The 15,419-nt window shown below is 69.7% G+C and carries 13 protein-coding genes; 7 read left to right on the forward strand and 6 right to left on the reverse strand.

Translation table 11 applies throughout. The features are described 5' to 3' along the window. From D7X99_RS27830 to D7X99_RS27840, 3 genes are all read left to right on the forward strand, one after another. Window positions 1–1,092: a TrkA family potassium uptake protein gene (locus D7X99_RS27830; protein WP_121780433.1), complete on the forward strand. Its 1,092-nt coding sequence runs from the start codon at window positions 1–3 to the stop codon at window positions 1,090–1,092. Window positions 1,093–1,304: 212 nt separating this feature from the next. After that, window positions 1,305–1,934 (forward strand): SRPBCC domain-containing protein, encoded by a 630-nt coding sequence (locus D7X99_RS27835; protein ID WP_121780434.1) that lies wholly within the window; start codon window positions 1,305–1,307, stop codon window positions 1,932–1,934. A 199-nt stretch (window positions 1,935–2,133) separates the two neighbouring features. Then, window positions 2,134–2,952, forward strand: a complete 819-nt coding sequence (locus tag D7X99_RS27840; protein ID WP_121780435.1) for a transglycosylase SLT domain-containing protein — start codon at window positions 2,134–2,136, stop codon at window positions 2,950–2,952. Window positions 2,953–2,955: 3 nt separating this feature from the next. On the opposite strand, the gene D7X99_RS27845 is transcribed toward D7X99_RS27840, so the two are convergent. Genes D7X99_RS27845 through D7X99_RS27855 form a run of 3 tightly spaced genes read right to left on the reverse strand, consistent with a single transcriptional unit; the run spans window position 2,956 to window position 8,100 of the window. After that, a complete protein-coding gene (locus D7X99_RS27845; RefSeq protein ID WP_158627081.1) occupies window positions 2,956–5,469 on the reverse strand; it encodes a bifunctional aspartate kinase/homoserine dehydrogenase I in 2,514 nt (837 codons plus the stop codon). Continuing rightward, window positions 5,466–6,803 (reverse strand): alpha/beta fold hydrolase, encoded by a 1,338-nt coding sequence (locus D7X99_RS27850; RefSeq protein ID WP_121780437.1) that lies wholly within the window; start codon window positions 6,801–6,803, stop codon window positions 5,466–5,468. Before D7X99_RS27850 ends, D7X99_RS27845 begins: the two co-directional genes overlap by 4 nt. 4 nt (window positions 6,804–6,807) lie before the next feature. Further along, window positions 6,808–8,100 (reverse strand): O-acetylhomoserine aminocarboxypropyltransferase/cysteine synthase family protein, encoded by a 1,293-nt coding sequence (locus D7X99_RS27855; RefSeq protein WP_121780438.1) that lies wholly within the window; start codon window positions 8,098–8,100, stop codon window positions 6,808–6,810. Between the two features lie 407 nt (window positions 8,101–8,507). On the opposite strand from D7X99_RS27855, the gene D7X99_RS27860 reads away from it, so the two are divergent. Next, entirely contained in the window at window positions 8,508–9,434 is a 927-nt protein-coding gene (locus D7X99_RS27860) for a S9 family peptidase (RefSeq protein ID WP_158627082.1), read from the forward strand. Here D7X99_RS27860 and D7X99_RS43220 read toward each other — a convergent pair whose 3' ends face one another. Then, the gene (locus D7X99_RS43220) at window positions 9,435–9,593 is read right to left on the reverse strand and encodes a hypothetical protein (RefSeq protein ID WP_199756369.1); all 159 of its coding nucleotides are present in this window, start codon (window positions 9,591–9,593) and stop codon (window positions 9,435–9,437) included. It abuts the gene before it with no gap. 70 nt (window positions 9,594–9,663) lie between these two features. Here D7X99_RS43220 and D7X99_RS43225 point away from each other — a divergent pair, with 70 nt between their 5' ends. Further along, window positions 9,664–11,661: an AHH domain-containing protein gene (locus D7X99_RS43225; RefSeq protein ID WP_199756370.1), complete on the forward strand. Its 1,998-nt coding sequence runs from the start codon at window positions 9,664–9,666 to the stop codon at window positions 11,659–11,661. Further along, window positions 11,658–12,305, forward strand: a complete 648-nt coding sequence (locus D7X99_RS43230) for a hypothetical protein (protein WP_169825847.1) — start codon at window positions 11,658–11,660, stop codon at window positions 12,303–12,305. The genes D7X99_RS43225 and D7X99_RS43230 overlap by 4 nt, the downstream gene beginning before the upstream one ends. Window positions 12,306–12,387: 82 nt before the next feature. On the opposite strand, the gene D7X99_RS27890 is transcribed toward D7X99_RS43230, so the two are convergent. Together D7X99_RS27890 and D7X99_RS27895 are read right to left on the reverse strand one after the other, a co-directional pair. After that, on the reverse strand, window positions 12,388–13,011 hold the full coding sequence (locus tag D7X99_RS27890; protein ID WP_121780440.1) for a glutathione S-transferase family protein: 624 nt from the start codon (window positions 13,009–13,011) through the stop codon (window positions 12,388–12,390). Between the two features lie 105 nt (window positions 13,012–13,116). Then, window positions 13,117–14,139 carry a hypothetical protein gene (locus tag D7X99_RS27895; protein WP_121780441.1) on the reverse strand — a complete coding sequence of 341 codons (1,023 nt, stop codon included), beginning with the start codon at window positions 14,137–14,139 and terminating at the stop codon, window positions 13,117–13,119. A gap of 87 nt (window positions 14,140–14,226) precedes the next feature. Here D7X99_RS27895 and D7X99_RS27900 point away from each other — a divergent pair, with 87 nt between their 5' ends. Continuing rightward, entirely contained in the window at window positions 14,227–15,417 is a 1,191-nt protein-coding gene (locus D7X99_RS27900) for a cytochrome P450 (RefSeq protein ID WP_121780442.1), read from the forward strand. Window positions 15,418–15,419: the final 2 nt, after the last annotated feature.

Raw genomic sequence — 15,419 nt, forward strand, 5'->3', positions numbered from 1 at the left:
ATGAAGAGCCCTGCCGCGCGCCTGATGATGGACCTGCGGTACCTGCGCGCGCTGTCGCGGAGGTTCCGCAGCACGTTGCTGCTCGCGGCGGTCATCTTCGGGGTGGGGCCAGCCCTGTACCACTGGCGCTACGTGGGGCCGGGCGGGGACCGCATCTCCTACGGAGAGGCGCTGCACCACGTCTACTTCCTGCTCTTCGGCCAGCCATCGCTGCCCTACGTGAGCGACTGGTTCGTGGAGACGCTCAACATCCTCATCCCGCCGGTCAGCATCGCGCTGGTGGTGGATGGCGTGGTGCGCTTCGCGTACCTCTTCTTCGCGCGGCACAAGAACGACAAGGAGTGGGTCACCGTGGTGTCCGAAACGATGAAGGGCCACGTCGTCGTGTGCGGCGCGGGACGCGTGGGCTACCGCGTGGTGACGCAGCTGCGGGAGATGGGCAAGGACGTCGTCGTGGTGGAGAAGCGCGAGGACGCGACGTTCGTGTCCGCGCTGCGCGACGAGAACATCCCGCTGCTCATCGACGACACGCGCAGTCCGCTGTGCCTGCCGCGCACGCACGTGAAGAAGGCATCCGCCATCGTCTGCGCCACGGACGACGACCTGGCGAACCTGAACATCGCGCTGGACGCGCGGCGGCTGAACCCCGGCATCCGCGTGGTCATCCGCCTGTTCGACGACGACCTGGGCGCGAAGGTGCGCGACACGTTCAAGGCAGAGGCCCTGTCCAGCTCCTCGCTGGCCGCGCCCGCCATGGCGCTGGCGGCGTTGGATCCGCGGCTCGTCCACTCGTTCCGCATCGGCAAGCACCTGATGGTGGTGTCGCTGTTCGTGGTGCGGGACGGACTGCCGGGGATGAACATCTCCCAGGTGCGCGACCGCTTCGGCGGGCTGGCCCTGTCGCTCATCCGGGGCGACGAGGAGACGCTGCACCCGAACGGTGACGTGGTCCTCCAGGTGGGGGATCAGATCACCGTCCAGGCGTCCTATCCGGAGTACTGCACCCTGCGCGCCTTCACCGGTGAGGCGGACGCGCCGGCGTACGCGGACCACGACAACTTCCTCATGCCGGGCTACCGCCCCACGGGGTGAGCCTCCTGCCGCGGCCTGCCAGGGTTTGACGTCCGTCGCGGTGGCGTCCTCCTCCGGGTCACCGCCACACGAGGCCCACAGCAGGGTTCCCGCGCACCTCAGGCCCGTCGGAAGATGTCGCATCGTTCCTCTCAGGCTGGGAAAACGAGATGAAGTTTCCAGGGGCGTCTATGTCGACAGGTCGGACTTCGGGTGGCGGATATCAGGCGGGGGTGCGGCGCTCCTTCGCGGTGGGCTCGGAGATGGCCTGGGCCGCTTGGGGCGAGGCGTCGGGACTGGTCCGCTGGGTGGGGGCCTGCGCCCATGCGCTGACGGAAGGCGAGCAGGTCGCGCTCGTGGACGGGACGCGCATCCAGGTGGTGCGTCAGGTTCCGCCCAAGCAGCTCCGCCTGCGCATGGAGCGTGACGAGTGGCCCCGGGCGCGCACCGTGCAGCTTCGCGTGTTGCCGTCGGTGCATGGCGTCACGGTGGCGCTGCACGCGGAGGGACTGCCGGACGCGGACGCTCGTGAAGAGCTGCTGGCTCGCTGGACGCGTGCGCTGGAGAGCTGGAACGCCTTCTCCGGAAGGACCGTGGAGGTGACCCGCGAAGGGGCTCCGAAGCGCGAGCCGGCGGGGAAGAAGGGCGCGAAGAAGCCTCCCGCGCTGGAGCAGGGCCTCGCGGAGCAGGGCGCGGCCTTGCTGAAGAAGCACGGGCCCGCGCGAGGCACGAAGAAGGCCGTGGCCGCGAAGCAGCCTCGGGCCGTGAAGAAGGCTCCGGTCGCGAAGAAGGTCGTGGCCGCGAAGAAGGCCGCGACGCCCTCGCGGGCCGGGCGCCGGAAGACCTCAGGGCGCACGAAGTAGGACGCATCGCGGCTGGTGACCGCTGTTGGCGAGCGGTGACTCCAGTCACCAGGGACGAGGCCCGGTCCGTTCCGCCGCGCCTCGCACGTTCCCAAGGACATCAGGCACTTGGCCTCAAGCAGGTGTCAGCCCATGGGTTGGCATGTCTCCTGCTGTAGGTGTTCCTCGTCAGCCGCACTCAAGCTCTCGAGGAAATCCCATGGCCATCGCGCCCGCTTCCGCCCGCTCCGCTTCCTTCCGCGTCCCCTCGCAGGACTTCGCTTCCCGTCCGGATGCCGTGTCTGGCGCCCGCGTGCAGGGCGGCTCCTGCCAGAAGCCGGGTTCGAACCTGGCGTCCCAGTTCCAGCAGGATGGCTTCAGCGCGGGCCCCGCGAAGGGCGCGCAGTGGAAGCAGTTCGCGGAGGGGCTCGAGGACGTGGTGAAGCAGCTGCAGCAGCTGGTCCAGCTGCTCCAGACCCAGATGGGCGGCGCCGCTGCCTCCGCGGACGGCGCGACCGGAGCCCAGGCCCCGTCGGGCGTGTCCAGCACGGGTGGCGCTCCCAGCGTCGACGGTGCGTCCAGCACGGGCGGTGCGCCTGGCGCGGGTGACTCGTTCCAGACCGGAGCCGCTCAGTCGGCCGGCTCCACTCAGTCGGCCAGCCCCGCGGGCGACGTCCCGAAGGGCGAAGTGGGCGATTGGATCAAGCAGGCCATGGACATCCTCAAGGCCAACGGCGTCCCGGTGGAGAAGATGAACCCGCAGGACATCGCGAAGATCATCCAGCACGAGTCCAGCGGTGACCCGAACGCCATCAACCTCTGGGACCAGAACGCCAAGGACGGCCACCCCTCCATCGGCCTGATGCAGACCATCCAGCCGACGTTCGACGCGTACAAGGTCCCGGGCCACGACAACATCCGCAACCCGGTGGACAACATCGTCGCGGCCGTTCGCTACTCGGTGGAGCGCTACGGCTCCGTGTCCAACACGCCGGGCATCCAGGCAATGAACAGCGGCAGCGGCTACGTGGGCTACTGAGCCTCACCGCCCCCGCAGGTTCTGGGCGATCTTCAGGATGTCCGCGAGGACGCCCGCCGCCGTGACAGGGCCGCCTGCACCCGCGCCCTGGACCAGCAGCGGGTAGTCCGCGTAGCGCTCCGTGGAGAAGGCCACGAAAGCCTCCGAGCCGCGCAGCCGCGTCGCCGGGTGCTCCTTCGGCACCGCCACCGGGCCCACCCGCAACACGGGCCCGTCCTTCGCCGCCGGGTCGATGCGCGCCAGGTAGCGCAGCACCTTTCCCTCCGCGCGCAGTCCCTCGATGCGCGAGGTGAACGTCCGGTCCAGCTTCTCCAGCCCCGTGAGGAAGCGCTCCACGTCCGCCTCCTCCAGGTACTCGCGCGGGACGAACGGCTCCACCTCCACGTCCTCCAGCGACAGGTTCAAGCCCTGCTCACGCGCGAGGATGAGCGCCTTGCGCGCGGCGTCCGTGCCCGCCAGGTCCTCGCGCGGGTGCGGCTCCGTGAAGCCCTTCTCGCGCGCCGTGCGCACCGACTTCGAAAGCGGCACGCCCTCCATCAGCTGCTGGCTCAAGTATCCGAGCGTCCCGGAGAACGAACCCTCCACGCCGTGCACCCTGTCCCCCGTGCGCACCAGGTCCTTCAGCGTCTGGATGACCGGCAGTCCCGCGCCCACCGTCGTCTCGTAGTGGTACGCGCGGTGGTTCAGGTGCGCCGTGCTCCGCAGCCGCTCCCAGACTTCGAGCGGCTGCGTCAGCGGCTTCTTGTTCGCCGCCACCACGTGGATGCCGCTGCGGAACGCCTCCAGGTACAGCTCCTCCATGCCCGATGCCGCCGTGCAGTCCACCAGCACCGGCACGGGCAATCGGCGCAGCGGCTCCAGCAGCGCGCGCACCACGGGCGGCGACGCACCCTTGGGCACGGCTTCGATGCGCTCGCGCCACTGCTTCAGCGGGATGCCCTCCGGCGAGAAGAGCACCCGCCGGCTGTCCGCGAGCCCTACCAAATTGAGCTGGATGCCGTGCTCCTGCGCCAGCGTCTCCTGCAGCGTGCGCAGCTGCTCCAGCAACTGGCTGCCCACCACGCCATGGCCCAGCACCAGCAGGCTCACCTCTTCATGCGAGAAGTGGAAGGCCGCGTGCACCGTGCGCACCGTCAGCGCCGTCTCCGCCCCGTCCACGATGAACGAGATGGAGCGAGCGCTCGCCGTCTGCGCGATGGCGCGCACGTTGACGCCCAGCGCGCCCAGCGGTTGGAACAGCCGTCCCGCCACGTTGGCGCCCTGGCCCATGGCCTCCGCCACCAGCGCCACCTGCGTCACCGGTGCGCGCACCTGCGGCGGCTGCAACGCGCCGCGCTCCAGCTCCGGTGCCAGCTCCCGTCGCAGCACCTCCTCCGCGCGGGCCGCGTGCGCCTGTCGCAGCACCACCGCCACCGAGCGCCCCGGCGACGACTGCGCCGCCATCCACGCGTCGATGCCCGCGGCCTCCAGCGCCTGCAACGCGCGAGGCCCCACCGGCCGCGCCGCTTCCTCCGTGCCTCCCTCCAGGCCCAGCAGCGCCAGGTCCTCCAGGGACACCACGCACGTGGGCACGGTGCCGTTGCCCGCGCCGGGCACGTCGATGAGCGTGCCGGGTTCGTCGGGCTGTTGCAGGTGGCGCACGCGCAGCGGGATGTCCGCGTCGCGCAGCGTGGACAGCGCGCGCGGGTGCAGCGTGGGCAGGCCCAGGTACACCAGCTCCAGCGCCTCCGTGTAGCTCAGGTGCGGCACCGGCCGCGCATCCGCCACGTGCAACGGATCCGCCGTCATTACCCCGGGCACGTCCGTCCACAGCGTCAGCGGCGTGCCCAGCAGCACGGACAGCACCGCCGCCGTCTCGTCCGCGCCCTCCACGCCCAGCGTCGTGGAGCGGCCATCCAGCGCCGTCCCCCGGCCGCCCGCGTGCAACGTCAGTCGTCCCTCCCACGAAGGCCGCAGCGTGGCCACTCGGGCGCGGGTGTGCTCGCGGTTCACTCGCGCCTGTCCGGGCTCACCCTCCGTCACCGTCCAGTCCGCCGCGTCCACCTCCAGTGACGGCACTCCGCGCGCACCCAGCAGCTTCGCCAGCAGCGCCGCCGTCAGCCGTTCGCCGGTGCCGCGCACCACGTCCTCCAGCGCGGGCCTCCGTTCACGCACCAGGCTGGCGCCATCCAACGCGCGGCGCGCGGGCTCCAGCAGTGACGCCAGCGTGCGCGTGCCGTCCGCCTCCACTGACGTGGAGCCCGGAGGCGCGCCCAGCCGGCGCTCGGCCTCCTCCAGCATCAACAAGCCGCGCGCGAGCAGACCATCCAGCTCCTGCCGGGCCAGCGTGGAGTTGCCCTTCAACGCGATGGACAGCGCGGACTCCAGCCCCGCCGCGAGCCATGGCGGTGACGACACGATGGCGGCGCGCGTGTTGCCCGCGTCGCGGCGCGACAGGTGCGTGGCCACGGACGCGAGTCCCTGGGCGGTGTCGAGCAGGAAGGGCGCGTAGCGGGTGATGCTCACAGGGGCGGTCATGAGGTCTTCCGGGCGCGGACGCCGGCAGTGGAGGAAAGGCGGGCGTCGCGGCCCACGCCCGGAGGCAGGGCCAGCGCGCGGACCAGCAGGGGCGCGAGCGCGTCCCATTCGATGAGGAAGCCGTCGTGACCGTGCACGCTGCACAGGGCCGCGTACTCGGCATGCAGTCCCTGCGCGCGCAGGCGGCGGGACAGGTTCTTCATGTGCTCGGGCGGAAAGAGCGCATCCCGGTCGATGCCGATGGTGAGCGTGCTCGCGCGGATGCGGTCCACGCCGGGCCCGCCGTTCGGCGTGGGCACGCGCGTGAGGTCGTGGTGATCCATGGCGCCCAGCAGCGCCAGGTAGGCCCGCGCGTCGAAGCGCGCCTCCAGCTTCGCGCCCTGGTATTCCAGATAGCTCTCCACCGGGTACAACGCTCGCGATGACCACGCCTGCGGACGCGGCTGGAGCGCCTCCAGTCCGGCCTCCGCGCGGTAGGTGAGCGTTGCCAACTGGCGCGCCAGCTCCAGGCCGCGACGGGGGGATTCGGGGTACTCGGGGTCCAGCAGGACGGCCTGCCGGGCCACGTGGTTCCAGCCGACCACCCACGCGGATGCGGCCTCCGCCGTCGCGATGGGCACCATGCGCTGGAAGCGCTCCGGCGCGAGCGCCGCCAGGCACAGCACCACCATTCCGCCCAGCGAACCGCCGGTGACGAGCGCCACCTCGTCCACGCCCAACGCGTCCAGCGCCGCGAGGATGGAGCGCGCCTGGTCCCACGGCGTGATGGTCGCGGGCAGGCTCCGCTCATCCAGGCGCAGGTCTCCCTTGGGCAGCACCGGCGCCGGGCCGAAGCGCGTGTCGTCGGTGCGCTGCGGGAAGCCCTCGTCCGCGGGGCCGGAGGTGCCGTAGCAGGAGCCCAGGTTGTTGAAGCACAACAGCCGCACGCGCGAAGGGTCCAACGGCCGGCCATGCCCGATGACGGGGGCCCACCAACCGCCTTCTCCTCCGGCGTTCATGTCCCCGGTGAGCGCGTGCACCAGCAGCACGGTGGGCACCGGGTCCGGCGTGCGGCGGGGACCGGTGCGGCGCGCGTCGGTGGCGGCGTCGCGCAGCTCGGAGGCGGTCCTCCTCACCACGCGCAGCCGGCCTTCGCGCGTCGCTTCATCGGAATGCACGCGGGCGCGGGACTGCAACCACGCGAGGTCCTCCGGGGGCCCCCACCACCAGCCGCGCACGAAGTGGGGCGCCACGCGGGCGCCGGCCTCCAGCGGCAGGTCCGGCAGCGATATGTCGAAGACGCGCGGGGTCTCCGCGCGCGGGGGGATTTCCTGGCCAGGCCTCACGGGTCGCATGGCGTCAGACCGCGCTCAGGGCCTGATCGAGATCGGCCACGATGTCGTCCAGGTGCTCGATGCCCACGGACAGGCGCACCAGGTCGTCGGTGACGCCCGTGCTGGCGCGCTCCGCCGGGGTGAGCTGTTCGTGCGTGGTGGACGCGGGGTGGATGATGAGCGAGCGCGTGTCGCCGATGTTCGCGAGCAGGCTCCACAGCTTCACGCCGTCAATCACCTTGCGCCCGGCGGACAGCCCGCCCTTCACGCCGAAGGTGACGAGCCCGCCGAAGCCGCCCTGGAGGTACTTCTTCGCGTTGAGGAACGAGGGGTCGTCCTCCAGGCCCGGGTAGCGCACCCACTCCACCTTCTTGTGCTGCTTGAGCCACCTGGCCACCGCGAGCGCGTTCTGCGAGTGGCGCTCCAGCCGCAGCCGCAGCGTCTCCAGGCCCAGGATGAACGCGTGCGCGTTGAAGGGGCTGAGCGCGGGGCCGAGGTCGCGCAGGCCCTCCAGGCGGGCCTTGAGGATGAAGGCCGCGGGTCCGAAGGCCTCGCGCAGACGTAGGCCGTGGTAGCCGGGGTTGGGCTCGGTCAGCTCCGGGAACCTACCGTTCTCCCAGGGGAAGTTGCCGCCGTCCACGATGACGCCGCCAATGGAGGTGCCGTGCCCGCCGATGTACTTCGTCGCGCTGTGCAGCACGATGTTCGCGCCGTGGCGCAGCGGGTTGAAGAGGGCAGGGGACAGCGCGGTGTTGTCCACGAAGAGGGGCAGGCCCGCTTCGCGCGCCACGGCGCCAATGGCGTCGAAGTCCGGCACGTCCAGGCGCGGGTTGCCCAGCGACTCCAGGTAGAGCGCCTTCGTCTTCGGGCCAATGGCCTGGCGGAACGCGTCCGCGTTGCTCGCGTCCACGAACTTCGTGGTGATGCCCAGGCGCGGGAGCGTCACCTTGAAGAGGTTGTACGTGCCGCCGTAGAGGCTGGCGCCGGAGACGATTTCATCCCCCGTCTTGAGGATGTTGAGGATGCCCAGCGTCTGCGCGGCCTGCCCGGACGCGACCGCGAGCGCGCCCACGCCACCTTCGAGCGCGGCGATGCGCTTCTCGAAGACGTCCGTCGTGGGGTTCGTGATGCGCGTGTAGATGTTGCCGAACTCCTTGAGGCCGAAGAGCGCGGCGGCGTGGTCCGCGTCGCGGAATCGGTAGCTCGTCGTCTGGTAGATGGGCACCGCGCGAGCGCCCGTGGTGGGGTCGGGCGAATAGCCAGCGTGCAGCGCGAGCGTGTCGGGGTGCAGCGGGCGTTCGTTGTTGGGCGTGCTCATGGCAAGGGACTCCTGTTCGCGTCGCTCCGGAAGGAACGCGCGTGCGTGAAGGCAGACGGGTGGTGGGGACGTCAGGGCACTGCGGGCGGCGGGGAGGGCTTCAGGACTCGGTGGGCGCTGCGACGCTCTTCGGCAGGGGTGCGAGAGCGGAGGCCCGGAACGACGAAGCCCACCGACCCTCGCGGGTGGGTGGGCTCCGGTTGGCTCGCCAGGGGCAGGCTGTGCGTCAGCCGGCCGCGGCGGGCTTGGGCCCACCCGGAACAGGCATCGAACACATGCACATGGCGGAGGTGACGAACATTCTGCGAGAAGAAGTAGACGCGATGGCGCGAGCTGTCAAGCCACCCTCCAGAACAGCACCGCATGTGTCGCGGACCCGTGACACCGATTCACTGCGTATTCCCAGAATGACGTCCTCCCGTCCTGTCCTCCTGTTGGCCTGTCTGTTCCTCGCCTCGTGCTCCAAGCCCGCGCCGCCCACATCCGTGAACATCCGAAAGAGCTTCCGCACGCAGTTGAAGGTGGAGCCCACGCAGCGCGCTCCCGCGCCCACGCCGCCGAAGGAACTCTTCGAGTTGGTGCGCTATCCCTCGCCGCTGGGCAGCAACGCCGCCTACGTCACGCCCGTGCGCGAGGGCGCGAAGCGGCCGGCGGTCGTGTGGATCCACGGCGGCATGGACTTTGGGATCGACGGCTTCGCGTGGGCGCCTTCGCCCAGGAGCAATGATCAGAGCGCGCGGGCGTTCCGTGAGGCGGGGCTGGTGTTGATGCTGCCGTCGCTGCGCGGGTCGGACGACAACCCGGGAGCGCGCGAATACTTCCTGGGCGAGGTGGATGACGTGGTCGCGGCCATCGAATTCGTGGCGCAGCGTCCGGACGTGGACCCCGCGCGCATCTACGTGGCGGGGCACAGCACGGGCGGCACGGTGGCGTTGATGGCGGCGGTGCTGTCACCGCGTCTGAAGGGAGCCTATGTGTTCGGTCCGGTTCACGACGTGACCGAATATGCGCCCTATGTGCCGTTGTTGGGACGGGCTCGAGGGACGGAGTTGTGGCTGCGAAATCCGGTGAGCTACGTGGAGCACCTGCGCGTGCCCACGCAGGTCATCGAGGGCGCGGACCACGGCAACATGGACGCGTTCGAACCGCTGCGCGTGGCGGCGAAGGGCGCGCCGTTGTCGTTCCTCGCGGTGCTCGGGGCCACGCACTTCAGCGTGCTCGCGCCCGTGACGGAGTTGCTGGCGAAGCGGCTCATGGAGGCGAAGGCGGATGCGCCCGCGGTGCGGCTCACGGACGCGGAGGTCCGCGAGGCTGTCGCCGCTGAGCAGGAGTAGTCAGCGAACGTGCGCGTTCGCGGAGTAGGGCGGCACGGGGCCCAGGAAGCTGGGCTGGGCCTTCACGCGCTCGAACCCTGCGGCCACGGACGGGGTGCCTTCAAGCCGCTCCCGCAGTGAGCGGTTACCCGCCGCGCAGCGGCTGTAAGTCATTGTCATTCCCACCCGGCCGGTCCTTCACCTCCGGTCCGGGGGGGTGAATCCTCTCAGTCCCGAGTCGGGAGGGGACATGACGATTCCGTTTGGGTTTATCGACCAGGGGGACGGCGCCAACCTGCGGACGCTCCCCGCGGAGATGAAGGGTTCCACCTGCCTGACTGTGGCGCCCCTGCCTCCGGGCACGCGGGTGTGCGTCATCCGGGACCATGCCCAGGCGCCTGGCTGGTCCTATGTCTCCACCGTGGTGGGGGGATACCTGTTGCAAGGCTATCTGCAGACCTTGCGCATCACGACCCAGCTTCCGGAGCCCGCCGCGACGCTCTATCAGGTTCGTCCAGGGGACCGCCTGGAGCCCATCGCCGCGCGCATCTACCGGCAGGCCATCCAGCCGGGGCGGGACCTGCGCTTCTACGAGAATGTCATTCATCACGTGAACGTGAAGAGTGGCCGCAAGGGGGTCCAACGCATCGACGGTGACGTGCGGCTGGTCGCGGGCGAGCGCATCTGGCTGGTGAGCATTGCCTTCGCCAACCAGCTCCAGGGACTCGTGTCGAGCGGCTCCATCACCCACGAGGCGATGGCCATGGCGCGCAAGGCTGCCCGGCACCTGGAGGACGTCATCACCTCCGTGAGGCAGGCGGACCAGTTCTTCGGAGAGGTCACCGGCCAGTACGGCAAGGCCATCCTGGACAACTGGCTGGAGATCTCCGCGATGGTGGTGGGCTTCATCGCCGCGGAGGCGCTGTCCACCTTCCTGGCGGCGACACCCACGGGCGTAGGACAGCTGGCGGCGGCGCTCATCCAACTGGGCCTGGCGGCGTTCGGAGCCCATGGCCTCATCGAGGCCGGAGGGGAGGCCCTGAAGCACGCGCAGCTGTGGCTCACCCAGGCCTGGGAGGCCAACGGCTCCGCGGAGAAGCTCAAGGAGGCCAGCAAGTCCTTCCTCCGGATGCTGGTGAGCATCGCGATGGCAGCGCTGGCGCTGATGGGCGTGAAGACCAATGCGGGACGTGGGCTCAAGCTGATGACGTCCGTGAGAATCACCCCACCCCGCATCTACATGATGGCGGCGGCGGGTCCCGGCGGTGCCTACGCAGGCGTCCCCGTGTTCCAGCCGGGCTCCATCACCGCCGCTCCGTCTGTCCCGCTGCCCTTCAATCCCTGGGGTTCCGGCACGCCGTTGCTGTCAAAGGCCGTCGAGGAGGGCGGGACGTCCAAGTCGGACTCCGAGCCCACCCTGACCGAGCGCACGCTCAGCGACGCCGAGTTGGAGAAGCTGCTGGAGAAGCTCCCCAACTGGGACAAGCTCAAGGACTTCGTCGGACGCCGCATCCCGCAGGAAGGGACGCCGGAGTTCGACGCGTTCAAGCGGGAACTCCAGGCCGCCGGATACCGCCTGGAGAAGTTGAGTTCGGACTCCCAGCCCTACCGGCTGCGCCGTCCGGACGGAAGGGCCCTGGGCGAAGAGTATGGGGCGCTCACGGTGACCCAGGATGGACTGGTGGTGCTCAAGGTTGGCAAGGGCACGCCCCGCCTGAGCATCTTCACCCGCTACCGGAAGAACTACCTGGACTGGGTGGAGAAGGCCCAGGGCCCGGCGGCGCGGGCGGCGGCGGAGGTCCGGCTCTCCGCGGGCCATCCCATGCATCACCTCATCCCCGATGAGATCGCCCAGACCCACCCGTTGATCCGCTCGGCCATGGAGCGGCTCAAGGGCTACACGATTGACCGCGGGTCGAACATCCTCGACATGCACCCCGGGCTCAACGTGGAAGGCCAGCTCATCCACTCGGGCAGCCATGCGCGCTACAGCAAGTTCGTGGAGACTCGGCTTGATGACGCCTTAAGGAAGCTGCGCACGAAGGGGCCGTCCTCCAGTTGGACGCCCAAGGTCATCGAGGATGCCATCCTCAAGATCGAGAACGAGCTTCGCCAGGCCATCCAATCCGGAAGCTTGAAGGAGCCGGTCATCAAGATGATCCAGGAGCAGCGCGGCGGTAGGGTGCTCATGGGGAAGAAGCTGGCCTTGCTGGAGTTGTCCTCCCACGAGGAGTCACACACCACATGATGTATGCATTGACGGCTGACACCTCCCACATCGAGGAGGAAGGTGTCTATGACGCCAGGCTGATCGAGTTCGACGGCTTCGAGAACGCGACGTTCTTCGAGCCCGGCATCGACTATCAGAGCCATCAGGGCGCGCCCGAGGTCATCGAGTTCGTCGGCAACCTGGAGAGCGCCGCCCGGCTTGACCACCTGTTCACCGCGCCCATGGGGTGGTTGCTGCTCTCCCGGCGCATGGTGCGCGTGCTCGATGCGGTGGGCCCGTTCCGCCACCGCCTCATCCCCACCGTCATCTATTCGGAACGCATCAGGCACCTCGTGCAAAGCGGGTACCCCCGGAGGCGAACCTGGCATTCAGTGACGGACCCGTCGCTGAAGAACGAGGACTTCGTCATCCTCCAGTTGCTGGATCGGGCCGATTGCCTCGACCGGGAGCGCACCCTCGTGAAGGGCGTGCCCTTCCACCAATGCGGCGAAGAGTTCCTGGGTCAGGAGGAAGCCGAGCCGCTCGTGCTCCGCCCTCCGCCAGGAGGTTTCCCTCCCGTGTTCTCCGTCCCCGAGTTGGTCTTTTACTGCTACACCGAGGAGGCACGGCAGGCGTGTGAGCAGGCGGGGTTGAAGGGCCTGTGGTGGCGCCCCCAACCGTGAGACCGTGACGGAGTTGCTGGCGAAGCGGCTCACGGACGCGGAGGTCCGAGAGGTCGTCGCCGCTGAGCAGGAGTCGTCCGCGTCAGCGCACGTGCGCGTTCGCGGAGTAGGGCGGCAAGGGGCCCAGGAAGCCGGGCTGGGCCTTCATGCGCTCCAGCCACGCACGCACGGACGAGTAGGGCGCCAGGTCCACGCCCGCCTCCGGCGCCAGGTGCGTGTACGCGAAGAGGCAGAGGTCCGCGACGGTGTAGCGCTCCTCCACCAGGAACGTGTGCCTGCCCAGGTGCCGCTCCATCGCGGCCAGCGCGCGCTCCCCGCCCTGCACGCGGCTCCGGAGGACGTCGGACTCCGGCGGCTGCCGGCCCGTGAGGAGCCAGAAGCGCGCGGTGCCCAGGTTCGGCTCTACGGTGTTCTGTTCGAAGAACATCCACTGGTGCACCTGCGCGCGAGCGAAGCGGTCCTCGGGCAGCAAGCGCGTGCCCTCCGCCAGGAACAACAGGATGGCGTTGGACTCCGCGAGGAATCGCCCCGGCTCCGGCTCCAGCACGGGGATGCGGCCGTCCGGGTTCTTCGCGTGGAAGTCCGCCGTGTGGCTCTCCCCCGCGAAGATGTCCACCGGCACCAACTCGTACGCGAGCCCCAACTGCTTCAGCAGCGTGCGGACCTTGTAGCCATTCGCGGAAGGCAGATAGTCGTAGAGGCGCATCCGGTCTCCATCAAGAGGATGCGCGCGATGCTATCGACCGGACTTCCCCGCGCACTCCGCTTCTTGCGATGGAATCACCGCGAGAAGCGGAGCAGGGGATGACGCCTACTGCGCGGTGGCCTCGTTCCACACTTCCGTGACGCGGCCCACCTGGTCGAACGGCTGCGCGCAGTGCGCCGCGCCCGCGATGACCTTGTCGTTCACTGGGAACCCGAGCCCGCCCAGGTACGCCTCCGCAGCCTGGATGTCCTGGAGGAGGTAATCCTGGTCGCCGTAGGTGAACCAGAACTTCGTGCCGCCGCGCAGCGCCGCGTTCGACGCGTCCCAATTCATGCTGCCCGACCACGGCTTCTCACCGCCGCAGCTCAGCGCGTAGATGCCCGGGTAGCGGTCGCCGTAGCGCGGCAGGAAGCTGGCAGTCAGCTGGATGGAGCCACCCGACGAGCCACCGAAGAGGATGGGCGCGTCCTGGATGTCCCAGCCCTTGCGCAGCGCCTCGATGAGCGACACCAGCTCCGCCGCGTTCTTGCCCTCCAGGTCGCGCGCCGACACCGGCGCCTCCGTGGTGCAGTCCGTGCGCTCCGGCACCGTCCACCACGCGCACTTGTTGGGCGCGAGCGCCGTCACGTAGAGCGTGTTGTGCCCGTACGTCCAACCGCCGTGCGTGAACAGTGAGCGAGGGCTGCCGCCATTGGTGCCGGTGTACGTGGCCGCGCCGTCACCGTGCAGGTAGATGGCCAGCCGCATGGGCGCGGGCGCGATGCCCTGCTTCGGCTCGATGTACTTCACCTCCGTCGCGCCCACCTGCGCCACGCAGTACGTCAGCGTGCCCGCGTCCGTGCTCACCGTGCCCGTCTTGCTGCACGCGAGCTTCCCGGCGCCGTGCGAGCTGCCCGGGCCCGCATCCGTGCCGGCATCCACGTCCGTGCCCGCATCCGTCCCCGCGTCCACGTCCGTCCCGGCGTCCGTGCCCGCATCCACGTCGGTGCCCGCGTCCGTGCCCGTGCCGGCATCCGTGCCCGCGTCGGCGGTGGGATTCGTGCCGGAGTCGGGAATGACTTCATCGGGGTCGTCGGAACACGCGGACAGACCCAGGGCGAGGACGGCGGCGAGGACGAAGCGGGACATGGTGACTCGAGGGCGGGGGAGGCGGCGCCTCTGTTCAGCAGCCAGTATACCGGGTATAAATTTCCAGCCGGGAAAGGAAATTCTTTCATGACTGGACGCGTGAACCTGCTGGCGCCGGAAGTCCGGGCGAATCCCTACCCCGTCTACGCGGAGCTGCGCCGCACCGCGCCGGTGTGTCAGGTGGAACCCGCTGGGCTGTGGGCCATCACCCGCTTCGAGGACGTGGCCGCGGCCTTCAAGAACCCGCAGGTGTTCTCCTCGGCTGGGGTGCGCACGACCACCGCGCCGCCGTGGCTGGGTCACAACCCCTTCTCCGAGTCGATGATCGTCATGGATCCGCCGCACCACATGCGGCTGCGCACGCTGGTGAGCCGCGCGTGGACGCCCGCGGCGGTGAACCGGCTGGAGCCGCGCATCCGGAGCTTCGCGCGGATACTCGCGGAACGGCTGACCTCCGAGCGCGAGGTGGACCTCGTGGACGCCTTCGCCATGCCGCTGCCCGCGAGCGTGATTGGCGAACTCTTCGCCTTGGATCCCACCATGACGGCCCGTTACAAGCGCTGGTCGGTGGACCTGTCCAGCGTGTCCGGCACGACGGAGAAGGACACCCACCGGCACGAGTCCATCAAGGCCACCGTGCGCGAGATGGAGGACTACCTGTCCGACGTCGTCGCGGAGCGCCGCCGCCACCCGCAGGACGACATGGTGTCGGACCTGGTGAAGACGCGCGTGGAGGGCGAGGCGCTCAGCGACGCGGAGCTGATGAGCTTCCTGTTCCTCCTGGTGGTGGCGGGGCTGGAGACCACCGTGCAGCTCGTCAGCCACTGCGTGCGCATGCTGATGGAGCATCCCCACCTGGTGGCCCGGCTGCGCGAGAACCCGGCGCAGGTGGGGCGCTTCGTGGAGGAGGTGCTGCGCTACGAGCCCTCCGTGCACGGCCTGGTGCGCGTCACCACGAAGGAGACGCAAGTCGCGGGCGTGGTGATTCCGGAGGGCGCGCGCGTGGCGCTGATGATCGGCTCCGCGTGCCGTGACGGCGAGCGCTTCAAGGACCCGGACACCTTCGACATGGACCGCGAGGGCGTGAACAACATGCCCTTCGGCCACGGCATCCACTTCTGCCTGGGCGCCCCGCTGGCCCGGCTGGAGGCGCGCGTGGGGCTGGAGGTGCTGCTGTCCCGCTTCACGCGCTTCACGCCCACGGGCGGCCCGGTGAAGTGGAACACCTCCCTCACCGTGCGCGGCCCGCTGAGCCTGCCCCTCATCCCGCACGCCTGAAG

The sequence above is a fragment of the Corallococcus sp. AB032C genome (assembly GCF_003668935.1).
Taxonomy (GTDB): domain Bacteria; phylum Myxococcota; class Myxococcia; order Myxococcales; family Myxococcaceae; genus Corallococcus; species Corallococcus exiguus.

What these genes read in the sequence shown, in the direction of transcription:
- D7X99_RS27830 (WP_121780433.1), top strand. Translation starts at nt 1, where the DNA reads ATGAAGAGCCCTGCCGCGCGCCTGATGATGGACCTGCGGTACCTGCGC.
- D7X99_RS27860 (WP_158627082.1), top strand. Translation starts at nt 8,508, where the DNA reads ATGACGTCCTCCCGTCCTGTCCTCCTGTTGGCCTGTCTGTTCCTCGCC.
- D7X99_RS27840 (WP_121780435.1), top strand. Translation starts at nt 2,134, where the DNA reads ATGGCCATCGCGCCCGCTTCCGCCCGCTCCGCTTCCTTCCGCGTCCCC.
- D7X99_RS27900 (WP_121780442.1), top strand. Translation starts at nt 14,227, where the DNA reads ATGACTGGACGCGTGAACCTGCTGGCGCCGGAAGTCCGGGCGAATCCC.
- D7X99_RS27855 (WP_121780438.1), bottom strand. Translation starts at nt 8,100, where the DNA reads ATGAGCACGCCCAACAACGAACGCCCGCTGCACCCCGACACGCTCGCG.
- D7X99_RS27850 (WP_121780437.1), bottom strand. Translation starts at nt 6,803, where the DNA reads ATGCGACCCGTGAGGCCTGGCCAGGAAATCCCCCCGCGCGCGGAGACC.
- D7X99_RS43220 (WP_199756369.1), bottom strand. Translation starts at nt 9,593, where the DNA reads ATGACAATGACTTACAGCCGCTGCGCGGCGGGTAACCGCTCACTGCGG.
- D7X99_RS43225 (WP_199756370.1), top strand. Translation starts at nt 9,664, where the DNA reads ATGACGATTCCGTTTGGGTTTATCGACCAGGGGGACGGCGCCAACCTG.
- D7X99_RS27890 (WP_121780440.1), bottom strand. Translation starts at nt 13,011, where the DNA reads ATGCGCCTCTACGACTATCTGCCTTCCGCGAATGGCTACAAGGTCCGC.
- D7X99_RS27895 (WP_121780441.1), bottom strand. Translation starts at nt 14,139, where the DNA reads ATGTCCCGCTTCGTCCTCGCCGCCGTCCTCGCCCTGGGTCTGTCCGCG.
- D7X99_RS43230 (WP_169825847.1), top strand. Translation starts at nt 11,658, where the DNA reads ATGATGTATGCATTGACGGCTGACACCTCCCACATCGAGGAGGAAGGT.
- D7X99_RS27845 (WP_158627081.1), bottom strand. Translation starts at nt 5,469, where the DNA reads ATGACCGCCCCTGTGAGCATCACCCGCTACGCGCCCTTCCTGCTCGAC.